This window comes from Actinomadura chokoriensis, assembly GCF_039529475.1.
Classification (GTDB): Bacteria; Actinomycetota; Actinomycetes; order Streptosporangiales; family Streptosporangiaceae; genus Spirillospora; species Spirillospora bangladeshensis.
Genome location: NZ_BAAAMW010000013.1, coordinates 1 through 13,790 on the forward strand (window position 1 = coordinate 1; position 13,790 = coordinate 13,790).

Annotated in this window: 14 protein-coding genes, 1 tRNA gene and 1 pseudogene; 10 read left to right on the forward strand and 6 right to left on the reverse strand. The window is 73.8% G+C overall.

All coding sequences use genetic code 11. From position 1 onward, the window contains the following. From ABFX46_RS25665 to ABFX46_RS25695, 7 genes and pseudogenes are all read left to right on the forward strand, one after another. Window positions 1-496 (forward strand): annotated as a pseudogene (locus tag ABFX46_RS25665) (hypothetical protein); the annotation flags it as partial. Window positions 497-682: 186 nt separating this feature from the next. After that, window positions 683-1,516, forward strand: a complete 834-nt coding sequence (locus ABFX46_RS25670) for an NUDIX hydrolase (protein ID WP_346045894.1) — start codon at window positions 683-685, stop codon at window positions 1,514-1,516. Continuing rightward, window positions 1,513-2,535 (forward strand): serine/threonine-protein kinase, encoded by a 1,023-nt coding sequence (locus tag ABFX46_RS25675; RefSeq protein WP_346045896.1) that lies wholly within the window; start codon window positions 1,513-1,515, stop codon window positions 2,533-2,535. The genes ABFX46_RS25670 and ABFX46_RS25675 overlap by 4 nt, the downstream gene beginning before the upstream one ends. Window positions 2,536-2,547: 12 nt before the next feature. Beyond that, window positions 2,548-3,519 (forward strand): hypothetical protein, encoded by a 972-nt coding sequence (locus ABFX46_RS25680; RefSeq protein ID WP_346045898.1) that lies wholly within the window; start codon window positions 2,548-2,550, stop codon window positions 3,517-3,519. A 5-nt stretch (window positions 3,520-3,524) separates the two neighbouring features. Continuing rightward, window positions 3,525-4,808, forward strand: coding sequence for an adenylosuccinate synthetase (locus tag ABFX46_RS25685; RefSeq protein WP_346045900.1), 1,284 nt, complete (start codon window positions 3,525-3,527; stop codon window positions 4,806-4,808). 44 nt (window positions 4,809-4,852) lie between these two features. Then, window positions 4,853-6,814 (forward strand): hypothetical protein, encoded by a 1,962-nt coding sequence (locus tag ABFX46_RS25690; RefSeq protein ID WP_346045902.1) that lies wholly within the window; start codon window positions 4,853-4,855, stop codon window positions 6,812-6,814. Between the two features lie 23 nt (window positions 6,815-6,837). Continuing rightward, window positions 6,838-7,542: a 3-keto-5-aminohexanoate cleavage protein gene (locus ABFX46_RS25695; RefSeq protein ID WP_346045904.1), complete on the forward strand. Its 705-nt coding sequence runs from the start codon at window positions 6,838-6,840 to the stop codon at window positions 7,540-7,542. Window positions 7,543-7,549: 7 nt separating this feature from the next. On the opposite strand, the gene ABFX46_RS25700 is transcribed toward ABFX46_RS25695, so the two are convergent. Genes ABFX46_RS25700 through ABFX46_RS25710 form a run of 3 tightly spaced genes read right to left on the reverse strand, consistent with a single transcriptional unit; the run spans window position 7,550 to window position 10,524 of the window. Next, window positions 7,550-8,161 (reverse strand): Rv1733c family protein, encoded by a 612-nt coding sequence (locus ABFX46_RS25700; protein WP_346045906.1) that lies wholly within the window; start codon window positions 8,159-8,161, stop codon window positions 7,550-7,552. Window positions 8,162-8,204: 43 nt separating this feature from the next. Continuing rightward, the gene (locus ABFX46_RS25705) at window positions 8,205-9,830 is read right to left on the reverse strand and encodes an MFS transporter (RefSeq protein WP_346045907.1); all 1,626 of its coding nucleotides are present in this window, start codon (window positions 9,828-9,830) and stop codon (window positions 8,205-8,207) included. Between the two features lie 10 nt (window positions 9,831-9,840). After that, complete coding sequence (locus ABFX46_RS25710; RefSeq protein ID WP_346045909.1) at window positions 9,841-10,524, reverse strand: LppX_LprAFG lipoprotein; 684 nt, start codon at window positions 10,522-10,524, stop codon at window positions 9,841-9,843. A gap of 155 nt (window positions 10,525-10,679) precedes the next feature. Here ABFX46_RS25710 and ABFX46_RS25715 point away from each other — a divergent pair. Next, window positions 10,680-10,753: transfer RNA gene (locus ABFX46_RS25715), tRNA-Ile, on the forward strand. A 367-nt stretch (window positions 10,754-11,120) separates the two neighbouring features. Here ABFX46_RS25715 and ABFX46_RS25720 read toward each other — a convergent pair. After that, the gene (locus ABFX46_RS25720) at window positions 11,121-11,894 is read right to left on the reverse strand and encodes an enoyl-CoA hydratase-related protein (RefSeq protein WP_346045911.1); all 774 of its coding nucleotides are present in this window, start codon (window positions 11,892-11,894) and stop codon (window positions 11,121-11,123) included. 64 nt (window positions 11,895-11,958) lie between these two features. Between ABFX46_RS25720 and ABFX46_RS25725 the strand changes: the two genes are divergently transcribed. Beyond that, the gene (locus ABFX46_RS25725; RefSeq protein ID WP_346045913.1) at window positions 11,959-12,345 is read left to right on the forward strand and encodes a DUF7715 family protein; all 387 of its coding nucleotides are present in this window, start codon (window positions 11,959-11,961) and stop codon (window positions 12,343-12,345) included. Between the two features lie 12 nt (window positions 12,346-12,357). Continuing rightward, window positions 12,358-12,648, forward strand: a complete 291-nt coding sequence (locus ABFX46_RS25730; protein WP_346045915.1) for a thiamine-binding protein — start codon at window positions 12,358-12,360, stop codon at window positions 12,646-12,648. Here ABFX46_RS25730 and ABFX46_RS25735 read toward each other — a convergent pair. Together ABFX46_RS25735 and ABFX46_RS25740 are read right to left on the reverse strand one after the other, a co-directional pair. Further along, window positions 12,641-12,997: an STAS domain-containing protein gene (locus tag ABFX46_RS25735; RefSeq protein WP_346045917.1), complete on the reverse strand. Its 357-nt coding sequence runs from the start codon at window positions 12,995-12,997 to the stop codon at window positions 12,641-12,643. The genes ABFX46_RS25730 and ABFX46_RS25735 overlap by 8 nt on opposite strands. 32 nt (window positions 12,998-13,029) lie before the next feature. Continuing rightward, the gene (locus ABFX46_RS25740) at window positions 13,030-13,752 is read right to left on the reverse strand and encodes a neutral zinc metallopeptidase (RefSeq protein ID WP_346045919.1); all 723 of its coding nucleotides are present in this window, start codon (window positions 13,750-13,752) and stop codon (window positions 13,030-13,032) included. Window positions 13,753-13,790: the final 38 nt, after the last annotated feature.

The following is a 13,790-nucleotide window of genomic DNA, read 5'->3' on the forward strand; positions in this document are numbered from 1 at the left end:
GCCGCCCGGGGCACGGCCCGGGGCGCTGCGGCCGGGAGCGGCCGGGGGGCTGCCGCCCGGCGTCGTCCCCGCCGGCGGGCCCGGCCTCGGCGATCCGCTCGCCCACCCGCCCGGTGCGCGGAACGCCCGCCAGGCCCCCGGGCCCTACGAGTCCGGCCCGTGGCCCGGCGACCGGCGGCCCGGCGCGCCGGAGAGCCCCTACCCGACCGGCCGGTACTCGACCGGGCGGCAGCCGGGCGGGCAGTTCGCGCGGGAGCCGTACCGGCCCGAGCAGCCCGCACCGGAGCGGTACGAGGGCGGCGCGCCGTACCGCTCGGGCGCGTACGGGGCCGGGCCGTCCGCCGACGCCGATCCCTACGCGGTCGATCCGGGCGTGCCGAACCCGTACGCGTCCGGCCCCTACCGCGAGCCGGGCCGCCGCGACCAGGGCTACGGCGAGCAGGGCTACGGCGAGGAGCAGGAGGATCCGCCCGGCAGCGGGCGGCACCGCCGCTGAGCCTGCGGGCGGCCTGAGCCGCTCTTTGTGAAGTTCCGCCGAAGACAGCGGGCGCCGGCCCCCTTCCCAGGGGGCGGCGCCCGCTTTCGCAACCCCCGCGCACTGGACATACGCCCCCGTCCGGGTTACGTTGTTCTCAGTGAGAGATAAACTCACCTTGAGATCAACTAACGCGGGAGAGCGCGGATGACACCGGAACCGAGGCGCGACGAGGCGGAGTTCCTCGCGAACTACGACCCGCGCGACTACGACCCGGTCGCCGTGACCGTGGACGTGGTGGCGCTGACCATCCGGGACGGCGCCCTCCACGTCCTGCTGGTCCAGCGCGGGAACGCCCCCTACGAGGGCATGTGGGCACTGCCGGGCGGTTTCGTCCAGGCGGGCGGGCCGGTGCGGGGCACCGACGCCGAGGACCTGCCCGACGCGGCCGTCCGGGAGCTGGCCGAGGAGACCGGGCTCAGCGCCAAGGGCGGCGTGATCGGCCGCGTCCACCTGGAGCAGCTCGGCACCTACGGCTCCCCCGGCCGCGATCCGCGGATGCGCGTCATCTCCGTCGCCTACCTGGCGTTCGCGCCGGAGCTGCCCGATCCCGAGGCGGGCGGCGACGCGGCCGCGGCGGCCTGGACGCCGCTGGACGCGCTCGGCCTCACCGAGTCCGCCGAGCAGCGTCCGGGCACCACCCGCCGGCTGGCCTTCGACCACGCGCGGATCCTCGCGGACGGCCTGGAGCGGGCGCGCGGGAAGCTGGAGTACACGCCCCTCGCCACGGCGTTCTGCGGCGGCGAGTTCACGATCCCCGAGCTGCGCGCGGTCTACGAGGCGGTGTGGGGCGAGGAGCTGCACGCCGGCAACTTCCACCGCAAGGTCCTGTCGGTACCCGGGTTCGTGGAGAGCACCGGCGCCACGTCCGACCGCGGCGGCCGGCGCGGCGGTCCCCGCCCCCGGCTCTACCGGGCCGGCGACGCCCGCCTCCTGCACCCCGCCCTGCTGCGGCCGAGCCGGGAGGAGGAGATCCGGTGAACGCCCTGGACGACGCGCTGGCGCGGCTCGACCGGGCGCGGGTCCCGGCCGACCTGTTCGGCGACGACGCGGCGGAGGCCGCGCGGCGGTACCGGCGGCTGGCCCGGCTCGTCCACCCCGACGCGACGGGCGGCCGCACCCGCGACGCGTTCGTCAGGCTGAACGCCCTGTGGCGCACCTACAACCGCGGCGACCAGACCCTGATCACCACCCGCCGCCACGCGTACCGGCTGGACGGCGACCCGATCAGCGGCGATCTCGCCGAGCTGTACGCGGCGCGTCCCGAGGCCGGCCGCGACGTGCTGCTGAAGATGCCGCGCGACCCGCGCGACGGCGACCTGGTCGAGCGGGAGGCGGTGGCGCTCCGCCAACTGCCCAGGGACGGCGACGGGAAGTTCCTGCCGTACGTCCCGAGGCTGGTCGAGTCGTTCCGGCACCGGGACGCCGCGACCGGCGCGCAGCGCCAGGTCAACGTGATCGCCGCCCTCGACGGCTTCCGCAGCCTGGCCGAGGTCGGGAGGGCGTACCCCGGCGGCGTCGACCCGCGCGACGCGGCCTGGATGTGGCGGCGGCTGCTGGTCGGCCTCGGGTTCGCGCACCGCGCGGGCGTGCTGCACGGCGCGGTCCTCCCCGACCACGTGCTGATCCACCCGGAGGAGCACGGCCTGGTCCTCGTCGACTGGTGCTACTCCGTCCCCGGCTGCTACGCGCACGTCGACCCGTCCGGGCGCGTGCCCGCGATGGTCGACCGCTACGCCGGCTGGTACCCGCCCGAGGTGCCGGGACGGCGGCCCGCGAGCCCCGCGACCGACATCTTCATGGCCACCCGGTGCATGACCGAGCTGATGGGCGGCAAGGCGCCCCCGGCGATGCGCTCGTTCGCCCGCGGCTGCACGCTGCCCGCGCAGAACCGGCGCCCGTCCGACGCCTGGCGGCTGCTGGCCGAACTGGACGAGCTGCTGGAGCGGCTCTACGGCCCGCGGCGCTTCCGCCCCTTCCACCTGCCCTCCCCGAACTGAAGGAGAACCGCCATGGGAAGCGGACACTGGTCCACCGACGTCTACGCCGCCCGCGCGAGCTACCGCGCGTCCACCGGCGCCAGCGCGTTCGCCTACTCCGACGGCGGCGCCACCGCCGTCCACCCGGACCTCGACCCGTTCGGCGTGGCCGTCCGGGAGAGCCGGGACTCCGCCGACCACCCCGAGTCGCTCGCGATCGGCGTGCTGTTCGACGTGACCGGCTCGATGGGCACCGTGCCCCGGACGCTGCAGAGCAAGCTCCCCGACCTGCTCGGGCTGCTGCTGCGCAAGGGCTACGTCACGGACCCGCACATCCTGTTCGGCGCGGTCGGCGACGCGACCTGCGACCGGGCGCCGCTGCAGATCGGCCAGTTCGAGGCCGACAACCGGATGGACGACGACCTCGGCAAGATCCTCCTCGAGGGCGGGGGCGGCGGCCAGATGCGCGAGTCCTACGAGCTGGGCATGTACTTCATGGCCCGGCACACCGCGATCGACTGCTACGAGAAGCGGGGCAGGCGCGGCTACCTGTTCATGATCGGCGACGAGCTGGCCTACCCCAAGGCGAAGCGGCGCGAGATCGCGAAGATCATCGGGGACGAGCGGGCGAAGGACGTCCCGATCGCCGAGCTCGTCCGGGAACTGCAGCGCAAGTACGACGTGTACTTCATCATCCCCGAGGGCGCCTACCACTCCGGCAGCCGCGAGCTGGCGGACTTCTGGCGCGGGCTCCTCGGCCAGAACGTCCTCTACCTGGACGATCTGGACGCCGTCTGCGAGACGATCGCGCTGACCATCGGGCTCGCCGAGGACGCCATCGACCTCGACGAGGGCCTGGAGCACCTGGCCGAGGCGGGCTCGGACGCCGGCGCGTCGGTCTCGCGCGCCCTCGCCCGGCTGGACGCGGCCCGCGCACCGGTCGCGGTGTCGTCCACGCCGCCGGGGCTGAACGCCTCGGGCCCGTCCGCGACGACGCGGCTCTGAGTCCCATGGAGCGCGACCGCGGGGACCACGTGATCGTCGTCGACCTCGGCTTCGGCGACGCCGGCAAGGGCACGATCGTCGACCACCTGTGCTCCGCGAGTCCCGTCACCGCGGTCGTGCGGTTCAACGGCGGCGCGCAGGCCGCGCACAACGTCGTCGCGGCGGACGGGCGGCACCACACCTTCGCCCAGTTCGGCTCGGGGACGTTCACGCCCGGCGTGCGGACGCACCTGTCGCGGTTCATGCTGGTCGACCCCCTCTCCCTCGCCGCCGAGGCCGACCACCTGCGGGCCCTCGGCGTCGGCGACGCGCTCGACCGGCTCACCGTGGACGCGGACGCGCTCCTCACGACGCCCTACCACCGGGCCGCCAACCGCGCGCGGGAGTCCGCGCGCGGCGCGGCCCGGCACGGGTCGTGCGGCATGGGCATCGGGGAGACGGCGTCCTACGCGCTCGCGCACGGCGACGCGCCCCGCGCGGGCGACTGCCTGTCGCCCGCGCGGCTGCGGCGCCGGCTCGGCGCGCTCCGCGACTGGTACCTCGGCACGTTCCCGGGCGGCGAGCACGTCCCGGACGTCGAGGCCTGCGCGGACGCCTTCACCGCCTTCGGCGAGCGGGTCCGTATCGTCGGCGGCGGCCACCTGCGCGGCCTGCTGCGCGCCGGGCGCGTGGTGTTCGAGGGCGCCCAGGGCGTCCTGCTGGACGAATGGCACGGCTTCCACCCGTACACGACCTGGTCGACGACGACGTTCGCCAACGCCGAGACGCTGCTGGCCGAGGCGGGCGGGACCGCGACGCGGCTCGGGGTGCTGCGCGCGTACGCGACCCGGCACGGCCCCGGCCCGTTCGTCACCGAGGACCCGGCGCTGACCGCCGATCTCCCCGACCGGCACAACGGCACGGGCCGCTGGCAGGGCGCGTTCCGGGTCGGCCACCTCGACGCCATCGCGCTCCGGTACGCGCTGGAGGCGGCGGGCGGCGCGGACGGCCTGGCGGTCACGCATCTGGACGTCGCGGGGGCGCGTCCCGACCTGCGCGTCTGCCGGGCCTACGACCTGGACGGCGAGCGGGTCGAGCGGCTGGAGACCGGGCCGCCCGACCTGGACCGCCAGGCCGCCCTCACCCGCCGCCTCCTGCGCGCCCGGCCCGTCCACGCACCGCTCGGCGACCCGGTCGAGACGATCGAGGACGCGCTGGGGGCGCCGGTCGTCCTGCGCTCCTACGGCCCCACCTCGGCCGACAAACGGGTTGGCCACCATCGGACACCCATTGACCTCGGCCTCCGGTGAGACCAAGATCCCGCTGAACGCCGCGGATCCTCCGGAGGTGGACGTTGCGTCTCCCCCAGCGCACGCTCTCGGCTGCGGCGGCCGTCGCCGCCTCGCTCGCCCTGCTGACCGCACCGGCGCCGGCCGCGTCGGCGCGGACCGGCGACGGGTGCGACCCGATCGACCCGGCCGCATGCCTGCTGCCGTTCCCGAGCGACTGGTACACGGTGGCGGACGGGAGCACCGCGACGGGCCGCCGCGTCCATATGCGGACGACGCTCAAGAACGCGCTGGGCCTGCCCGTCTCGCCGGACGAGTGGAACCGGTCGGACGGCTTCTCGCCGGGATCGATGCTGCTCAGCCGCGTCCCTGGCGTCGACCTGGCCCGCAGCGGCGCCGCGCCGATCACCGACATCGGCTCCTCGCTGGACGCCGACGCCCCGATCGTCATCGTCGACACCGCGACCGGCGAGCGCTGGCCCTACTGGGCGGAATTGGACGCCAACGCGCCCGACGACCGCAGGGCGCTGATCATCCGCCCGGCGAAGAACTTCCGGGAGGGCCACCGCTACGCGGTCGCGCTGCGGAACCTGCGCGACGCGTCCGGGAACCTGATCAAGCCGAACGCCGCGTTCGCCGAGATCCTCGGGCCGGACCTGCCCTCCACCGACCCGCTGGCCGCGCGGCAGCGGGACGAGAAGGAGGTCCTCGCCTCGCTCCGGGCGAACGGCGTGGGCCGCGACGGCCTCTACCTCGCCTGGGACTTCACCGTCGCGAGCCGGCAGAGCCTCGCCGGGCCCGTGCTGCACATGCGCGACGACGCGCTGCGCAAGCTCGGCGACCGGTCCCCGTCGTTCTTCGTCACGCAGGTGACCGACAACGTGGACGACAAGATCGCCCGCGAGGTGAAGGGGATCGTCTGGGCGCCGAGCTACCTCGACCAGTACGGCGGGCTGCCCGGATCGTCCCTGCACCGGGGCCGGGACGGGCGGCCGGAGCAACTGCCCGGCAACTCCCAGGCCGTCCCCTTCCAGTGCGAGATCCCGAAGTCGGCGCTCGGCACCCCCGCCCGCCCCGCCCTCTACGGGCACGGCCTCCTCGGCAGCGAGGGCGAGGTCGACGCGGGCAACGTCAAGGCGATGGCGGCCGAGCACGGCTTCGTCTTCTGCGCGACCAAGTGGATCGGCATGTCCGACGAGGACGTCCCGAACGTGATCACGGCGCTCGCCGACCTCACCCGCTTCCGGACGGTCGCCGACCGCTTGCAGCAGAGCCTGCTCAACTTCACCTTCCTCGGGCGGGCAATGACCCGCGGGTTCGCCTCGAACAAGGCGTTCCAGAACGGCGCGGGCGCCCCCGTGATCGACACCGGGGCCGAGCTGACCTACGACGGCAACAGCCAGGGCGGCATCATGGGCGGCGCCCTCACCGCCGTGTCCCCCGACATCCGGCGGGCCGTCCTCGGCGTCCCGGCGATGAACTACAGCACGCTGCTCAACCGCAGCGCCGACTTCCCCGAGTACGCGCAGGTCCTCGATCTGTTCTACCCGGACAAGCTCGACCAGCAGATCGGCCTCGCGCTGATCCAGATGCTGTGGGACCGCGGCGAGGCCAACGGCTACGCCCAGCACATGACCGGTGATCCGCTGCCGGGCACGCCCGCGCACCGGGTGCTGATGCACGTGGCGTTCGGCGACCACCAGGTGGCGCCCGTCGCCGCCGAGGTCGAGGCGCGCACCATCGGCGCCCGCGTCCACGCGCCGACCGTCCAGCCGGGCCGCAACCCGGACAGAGTGCCCTACTGGGGCATTCCGACGTTCGGCTCGTCCTACGACGGCTCCGCCATGGTCGTGTGGGACAGCGGCTCCCCGGCGCCGCCGCTGACGAACACGCCGCCGACGCAGGGCCGCGACCCGCACTCCGACCCGCGCAACAACGCCGACGCCCGCCGCCAGAAGGCGGCGTTCCTGAAGACGGGCACGGTCGTGGACGTGTGCGGAGGGGCACCCTGCGTCATCAGCCCCTGACCTCCACCTGAGAAGATCGGACCATGCTCCAGGTCTGCCCGAACGGGCCCCGGACCGAGGGCGTGCCGGTCTCGCCGGACGAGGTCGCCATCGCGGTCCGCATCGCCGCCGACGTCGGCGCGCAGGACGTGCACCTGCATCCGAAGGACGACGCGGGCGCCGACACCCTGGACGCGTCCCGCGTCGCGGAGACCGTCGCGGCCGTGCGGGCGTCGACCCCGTCCATCCGGGTCGGCGTCACCACGGGCGCCTGGACGGCCCCCGACCCGGCCGAGCGCGCCGCGCTGGTCCGGTCCTGGACCGTCCTGCCCGACCACGCGTCGGTGAACTTCCACGAGGACGGCGCCGAACTGGTCGCCGAGGCGCTGCTCGAACGGGGCGTCGCGATCGAGGCGGGCCTGTTCTCCGGCACCGACGCCGCCGAGCGGTTCCTGCGCTGGCCGGGCGCCCACCGCGTGCTGCGCATCCTCGCGGAGGTCACCGACACCGACCCGCGGACCGCGACCGGCACCGCCAAGGCGCTCCTGCACGCCATCGGCACCGGGCACGGCCGCCCGATCCTGCTGCACGGCGAGGACGGCGGCGCCTGGCCGGTGCTGCGCCTCGCCGCCCGGCACAACCTCGACGTCCGGATCGGGCTGGAGGACACCCTCACCCTCCCGGACGGCTCCCCCGCCGGCGACAACGCCACCCTGGTCCAGACGGCCCGCGCGCTGCTCGCCCCGTAGCCGCGGGTCAGGAGCGCGGGTTGTGGCCGGCGGCGTCCAGCCGCGCCCAGTCGGCCTCCCACAGCGCGTCGCGGTGCCGGTCGCAGCGGCGGCGGACGACGGCGTAGGCGAGCAGCACCGGCAGCGCGCAGCCGAGGACGCCGGCGGCGCCCGCGTAGACGGCGTCGGTCACCGTGCGGCTGTGCGGGCGGGGGCGCACGGTCGGGTCGCCGTTCCGGTCGATCCAGATCGTGCGGTGCGCGCCGACCTTGACGTTCTTCCAGCTCGGCAGCGTCCCGATGCGGGGCTCACCGCCCGGTCCCGGCCAGGTCGCCTGGACGGTCTCGTGGATGTAGCGGTCGCCGGACGAGCCGACCCCGCCGGTCGAGGTGACGGTGGCGACGACCTGGTGCCGGCTCGCGCGCTCGGCGTTCTCCGCGTGCGTCCCGGCGCCGTAGGACCACGAGACGGCCAGCGCCGCCACCGGCGGCGCGGCGCCGAGCAGCAGCAGGAGCAGCCCGAGGGCCACCAGCCGCTGGACGCGGTCCACCCGGCGGCGCAGCCCGTTGGGCTCCAGACCGAGCCGGCGGCGCAGCCTGCGGACGGGCGTGCCTCCGCGACGGATGCCGGACCTGCGCATCTGCGTTCACCTCCCCGGGGATCGCCCTCCCGGCAAGAGGCCTTCAACCTTCTTTACCGAGGATATTCCCGAGTTCGTTGATCGGCACATCGCCGGTGGCCGAATCATTTCCCGGATCGCGTCCTATATGCCCGGTTGATGACCGTTTTAGGTCATCGTCCGGACCCGCGGCGACGCCCGGAGTGCCCTCCGCCGCGCCCCGCCGCGCCCCGGCCGCCAACGCCAGCAGGGCACCGAGCGCGCACATCCCCGCGGTGATCCAGAAGATCTCCTGGTACTCGGTGCGCAGCGCGTCCTGCAGCGCCGCGTTGTACACCTCCATCTGCCGCGCGAACTCCGCCTTCGACATCAGGAACGGCAGCGGCGGCTTCAGATCGGCCGTCAGCGCGTGGAACCGGTAGAACCCCCACCCCGACAGCGCCGAGACGCCGAGCAGCATCCCCATCATCCGCGCCACCACCACCGCCGCCGACGCGACGCCGTGCCGCCCCGCCGGGACGAACGCCAGCACCGCCGACGACACCGGCGCGATCACCAGGCCGAGACCGAGACCGGTCACCACCAGATCGACGTCCATCCGCGGGAACGGCCCGTAGGAGGCGTTCGCCAGATCCGCCGGCCAGCCCGCGATCAGCAGGTAGCCGACCGCGGAGACCGTCATCCCGACCGCCATCGGCCACCGCTCCCCCACCCGCCGCGCGACCAGCCCGCCCGCCACCGCCGCGACCGGCAGCGCCACCAGGAACCGCGTCAGCAGCAGCGCGCCCTCCGTCGTGTCCTTGTGCAGGACGGTCTGCGCCACCAGCACGACGTCCACCAGCGTCACCATCAGCGCCGCACCCGACAGCAGGCTCACGCCCAGCACCGCCAGCAGCGGCACCCGCCGCACCCCCGACAGGTCGAACAGCCGCGTCCTCGCCCTGACCTCCCACAGGACGAACACCGCGAGCACCACCGCGCCCGCCGCGAGCACCGGCACCCCCCACGGCGGCAGCGCCGACTCCTCCGGCTCCGGGTTGTAGACGCCCACCACCAGCAGCCCGAGGCCGAGCGCCAGCAGCAGGCCCCCGACGACGTCCACGCCGGGCCGCTCCCCTTCACCGCGCCCGCCCGGCACCGCGATCTGCACCGCCGCCATCGCCGCCGCCACCAGCGGCACGTTGATCCAGAAGATCGCCCGCCAGTCCAGCACCGCCGCGATCCCCGCCCCGTACAGCGGGCCGAGCACGCTCCCGAGCTCCTGCGCGGCCCCCACCGCGCCGAGCACCACCGGCCGCTGCCGCTCCGCCCACAGATCCCCGGCCAGCGCCATCGTCACCGGCAGCAGCGCGCCGCCCGCGACACCCTGCACCACCCGGCCCGCCGTCAGCACCGGCACGTCCCCCGCCAGCGCCGTCACCACCGACCCCGCCGCGAAGAACAGCAGGCACGCCTGCAGCAGCGGCCGCCGCCCGAACCGGTCCGACAGCTGCCCGAGCAGCGGCATCGCCGCCACATAGCCCAGCAGGAACCCCGTCAGGACCGGCGTCACCCGCTCCAGCCGGTTGACCGGGACCCCGACGTCCTTCACCATCGGCACCAGGACCGTCGTCACCACATAGGCGTCCAGCGCGGCCAGCAGCACCACCGCGCCGCCCGCCCCGATCGCGACCCGGCGCCGCGTCCTCACCCCCGCCGCCCTACTTCGGCGCGCTGATCTTGTACGGGGCGTCGAACTCGGTGAACGAGATCACCACCGCGCCGCCCTTCGGGAACTGCCCGCGCACCTTCAGCAGCCGGTGGTCGGCCTTCCCCACCCACACCTGGCCGTCCATGTCCGCGCCGATCCCCGGAATCAGGCCCGCGATCTGCGCCTTCGGCAGCTTCGCGCCCACCCGGTAGGCGTCCTCGCCGTCCACCTTCTCCACCGCCTGCGGCTCCGGCGACGCCGCCGACGACAGCAGCATCGGGATCCCCCGCTGCGGATCCAGCACCGCCGACGGGTCGTACATCGACGCCGCCAGCGCCTTCGGCAGCCTCCGCCAGCCGCCCGTCCCCGCGTCCAGGTAGATGCTGTCCCCCAGCGCGACGACCTTCATCTCGATGTTCTGGCCCTGCTGCTCGACCGTCAGCGTCCCCTGCGCGTCCCCGCTCCGCAGCAGCTTCATGTCGCCGCTCTTCACGATGACCGGCGTCCTGCCCTCCGACTCCAGCGTGAACCCGACGCTCTTCAACGCCCCCATCGCCTGCGCCGCCTGCCGGAGCGTCCCCGCGGCGTCGAACTCCGCCTTCTTCCCGCCGCCACCGCCGTCGTTTTCATCACACGCGCCGGTGAACACCAGCGCCAGCAGGACGGGAACGAGAACGAGCATGCGTCTGGACATACGCGGGACCCTACCGACGAGTCACCACACCCGTCACTCGCCTCCAGGTATGACTTCGCCCCACCGAAAGGAGGATTTGAGCACGCGTCGCGGCGCCCCTCCCCGCTAAGATTGCACGCGGCAAAACCCCCACCGGCACCCCGGGGGAACGCCTCGGGGCGGTAGCTCAGCTGGTCAGAGCAGAAGACTCATAATCTTCCGGTCGCGGGTTCGAGTCCCGCCCGCCCTACAGAGTCGGGCGAGGTATGTCCGCGGAAGGCGCGGACCGGTACTCTTCCGCGATGCCTTCCCGGGGGGCGACCCCCGGACCCCCGATGTGGGGGCTCCGCCCCCACGCCCCCTCCCGGCCCAGCTCACCGCGAACCTCAACGTCGCGCGGGGCCGGTGTTCCTGAGGCTCCGCTCCTCACCCCTCTCGGCCCAGGTCACCGCGAACCTCAACGTTGCACGGGGCCCGCGTTCCTGGGGCTCCACTGCTCGGCCCTCCCGGCTGCGGTTGCCGCATTCCTCGACCATCGGACGGGGTCGGTGTTCTCGGGCTTCGCCCCACGGGGGCCCTTCGTGGCTCAGGTTGCTGCTCGTCTTCGCGGGGGTGGGTTAGGCGGGCCAGGTGGGGTGGCGCTTTTCTAGGAAGGCCCTCATTCCCTCTTGGGCTTCCGGGGTTTGGCTGGAGGCGGCCATTACCTCTATTGCGTAGGCGTAGGCGTCTTGTTCTGGGCGGTCCAGCTGGGCGTACATGGCCTGCTTGCCCAGGGCCTTGCTTCTCGGGCTGCCCTGGGTGGCTCTGGTGAGGAGGTCTTGGGTGGCCTTGTCCAGGTCCTCGTCCGGGACCGCGTAGTTGATCAGGCCCCAGTCGGCGGCCGTTGCCGCGTCGACGATCTCGCCGGTCAGGGCCATCTCGGCGGCGCGCTTGCGGCCGATGTTGTGGGAGATCGCCACCAGGGGCGTGTGGCAGAACCAGCCGCCCTTGCCGCCCGGGGCCGCGAAGCCCGCGCTCTCGGCGGCCACGGCCAGGTCGCAGCCGGCCACCAGTTGGCAGCCCGCGGCGGTGGCCAGGCCGTGGACCCGGGCCACGACCACCTGGGGAACGGACTGGATCGTGCGCATCAGGTCCGTGCAGACCTGGAGGAGGTCGCGGACGTCGGCGTGCGAGGCGCCCGCCATGTCGGCGAAGTCGTGGCCGGCGGAGAAGACCGGGCCGTTCGCGGCCAGGATGATGCCGCGTGCGTCGGTGCCCGCGGCCTGCCGGAACGCGGCCGTCAGTTCGTTGAGGAATGCCTTGGAGAGTGCGTTGCGGCGCTTCGGGCGGTTCATCGTGATCGTGGTGAACGGGCCGTCGCGGTGCAGCAGGACGTCCTTGTCTTCGCTCATGGATTGAACGTTATGTCAGACCCGCGTCGTACGGTGGGCGGGTCCGAGGACCGAGGGGGTTTGCATGAAGCTGCTCACCGCGACCAACGCCGGCCAGGGATTGCGCGCCAACGACTTCGACTGGTGCGTCGAGGGGGAACTCGTCCACATCGGGATGGTGTGCGCCCGCGACCGGGACGACCCCGACGGGGGCTGCGGCTGCGGCCGGTCCTTCGCCGGGCTCAACTCGCACCGGGCCACGACGACCGCCATGGTCCGGGACGTGCCCGGGTTCACCGAGGACGACTACGTCATGGCGATCCGGTCCAGCCTCGAGCAGCAGGGCTGCGACCCCTCGTTCGCCGAGCACGAGGCCGCGCTGCTGCGGTGCCTCGTGCGCGACTGGCCGGTGGGGGTGATCGTCGAGCGGCGGCTGGATGAGATCGTGGTGAGGCAGGTCGTCCAGCCGTAGTGGAGGTGCTCGATGCTCGTCGCGTTCTCGGTGACGCCGCTCAGGGCGGGGGAAGAGGTCGGCGAACTCGTCGCGGAGGCCGTCCGGGTGGTGCGGGCCAGCGGCCTGCCCAACCGGACCGACGCGATGTTCACCACGATCGAGGGTGAGTGGGACGAGGTCATGGCCGTGGTGAAGGACGCCACCGATGCCGTGGCCGCGCGTGCGCCCAGGGTCGGGCTCGTGGTGAAGGCCGACATCCGGCCGGGGGTCACCGGTGCCCTGGACGGGAAGGTCGAGTCCGTGGAGCGGCACCTCAGGTGAGCCAGTCCCGGATCTCCTCGTCCGTGCGCGGCAGCAGGCACCACAGTGCCTCCTCCATGGACTGGCACAGGGGGACCTGCGCGTCCAGGCGGAGGATCCGGAACAGCTTGGCCACGAACGGATGCGCGCCCACCAGGGCCAGGGCCGTCCCGCGGGCGCACTCCTGGACCATGCGCAGGCCGTCCACGTCGATGAAGGAGACTCCGGAGAAGTCGAGGACGAGGGGGCGGCCGCTCAGCGCCCGCAGTCGCGGCTCGACGTCACGGCACGACGCCCGGTCGAGCTCCCCGGCGAGCATGACGGTGGTGTGGCGGTCGCCCTCGATGACGACCATGTCCGCGGCGGTCATGGCGCCATGATGCTCGGCGGGGACGCTCCCCGTCAGGTGAAGCAGGCGGGCACGCCGTTCTCGCCGCCGCGGGAGAAGCTGCGGAGGCGCTGGACGGCGGTGCCGTGGTCGCCCGGTTTCGTCCACGGGGCCTTGTCGCCGATGACCTGGAACGCGTCCACGAGTTCCTGCTCGTCCCCCGCCTCGAACCGCAGCGTGCCGTCATCGGACGAGCCGTAGAGGACGGCCCCCGCCAGGCAGTCGGCCTGGAGTTCGGCGGCCGGCGACACCAGGCCGCGGCGGAGCCTCGCCTGGATCGCGTGGCCCCACTCGTGCGCGATCACCAGATAGACCCATGCGTCGCCGCGCGCGTAGCCGGAACGCATGAGGTGCGCGTCCCACGCCACGTAGTCGCCGGACGGGCAGTACGCCGCGTTGTCGCGCGTCAGCCGCTCCTTGCCGCAGAGCGGCGCCGAACCCGGGTCGCCGCCGTCGTAGAGGCCCACGACGCGCGGTGAGCGGTAGGAACCGGTGAACAGCTCGGTCCAGTGCCGCCGCCAGTAGTCGTCCGTGGTCGTCTCGGCGGTGCGCAGGTCCTCCTGGAACCCGGCCTCGTCGAAGGCGGCCTGCACCGTCTGCCGCGGTGCGGGGGTGGCCTGCGCGGCCGGGCGGACCGGGCCTGGCGGCCGCAGCTCGAACTGGCAGGCGCCCGTCAGCGCCAGCGCGGCGGCGACGGCCGCTCCGGTCCGCCATCGCCGCCGAACATTCTCCCTCATGACGGGACATACGCACGCACACCGCCGGAGGGTCGAAC

What these genes read in the sequence shown, in the direction of transcription:
- ABFX46_RS25720 (WP_346045911.1), bottom strand. Translation starts at nt 11,894, where the DNA reads ATGAGCGAAGACAAGGACGTCCTGCTGCACCGCGACGGCCCGTTCACC.
- ABFX46_RS25685 (WP_346045900.1), top strand. Translation starts at nt 3,525, where the DNA reads ATGGAGCGCGACCGCGGGGACCACGTGATCGTCGTCGACCTCGGCTTC.
- ABFX46_RS25730 (WP_346045915.1), top strand. Translation starts at nt 12,358, where the DNA reads ATGCTCGTCGCGTTCTCGGTGACGCCGCTCAGGGCGGGGGAAGAGGTC.
- ABFX46_RS25700 (WP_346045906.1), bottom strand. Translation starts at nt 8,161, where the DNA reads ATGCGCAGGTCCGGCATCCGTCGCGGAGGCACGCCCGTCCGCAGGCTG.
- ABFX46_RS25680 (WP_346045898.1), top strand. Translation starts at nt 2,548, where the DNA reads ATGGGAAGCGGACACTGGTCCACCGACGTCTACGCCGCCCGCGCGAGC.
- ABFX46_RS25740 (WP_346045919.1), bottom strand. Translation starts at nt 13,752, where the DNA reads ATGAGGGAGAATGTTCGGCGGCGATGGCGGACCGGAGCGGCCGTCGCC.
- ABFX46_RS25670 (WP_346045894.1), top strand. Translation starts at nt 683, where the DNA reads ATGACACCGGAACCGAGGCGCGACGAGGCGGAGTTCCTCGCGAACTAC.
- ABFX46_RS25725 (WP_346045913.1), top strand. Translation starts at nt 11,959, where the DNA reads ATGAAGCTGCTCACCGCGACCAACGCCGGCCAGGGATTGCGCGCCAAC.
- ABFX46_RS25695 (WP_346045904.1), top strand. Translation starts at nt 6,838, where the DNA reads ATGCTCCAGGTCTGCCCGAACGGGCCCCGGACCGAGGGCGTGCCGGTC.
- ABFX46_RS25710 (WP_346045909.1), bottom strand. Translation starts at nt 10,524, where the DNA reads ATGTCCAGACGCATGCTCGTTCTCGTTCCCGTCCTGCTGGCGCTGGTG.
- ABFX46_RS25735 (WP_346045917.1), bottom strand. Translation starts at nt 12,997, where the DNA reads ATGACCGCCGCGGACATGGTCGTCATCGAGGGCGACCGCCACACCACC.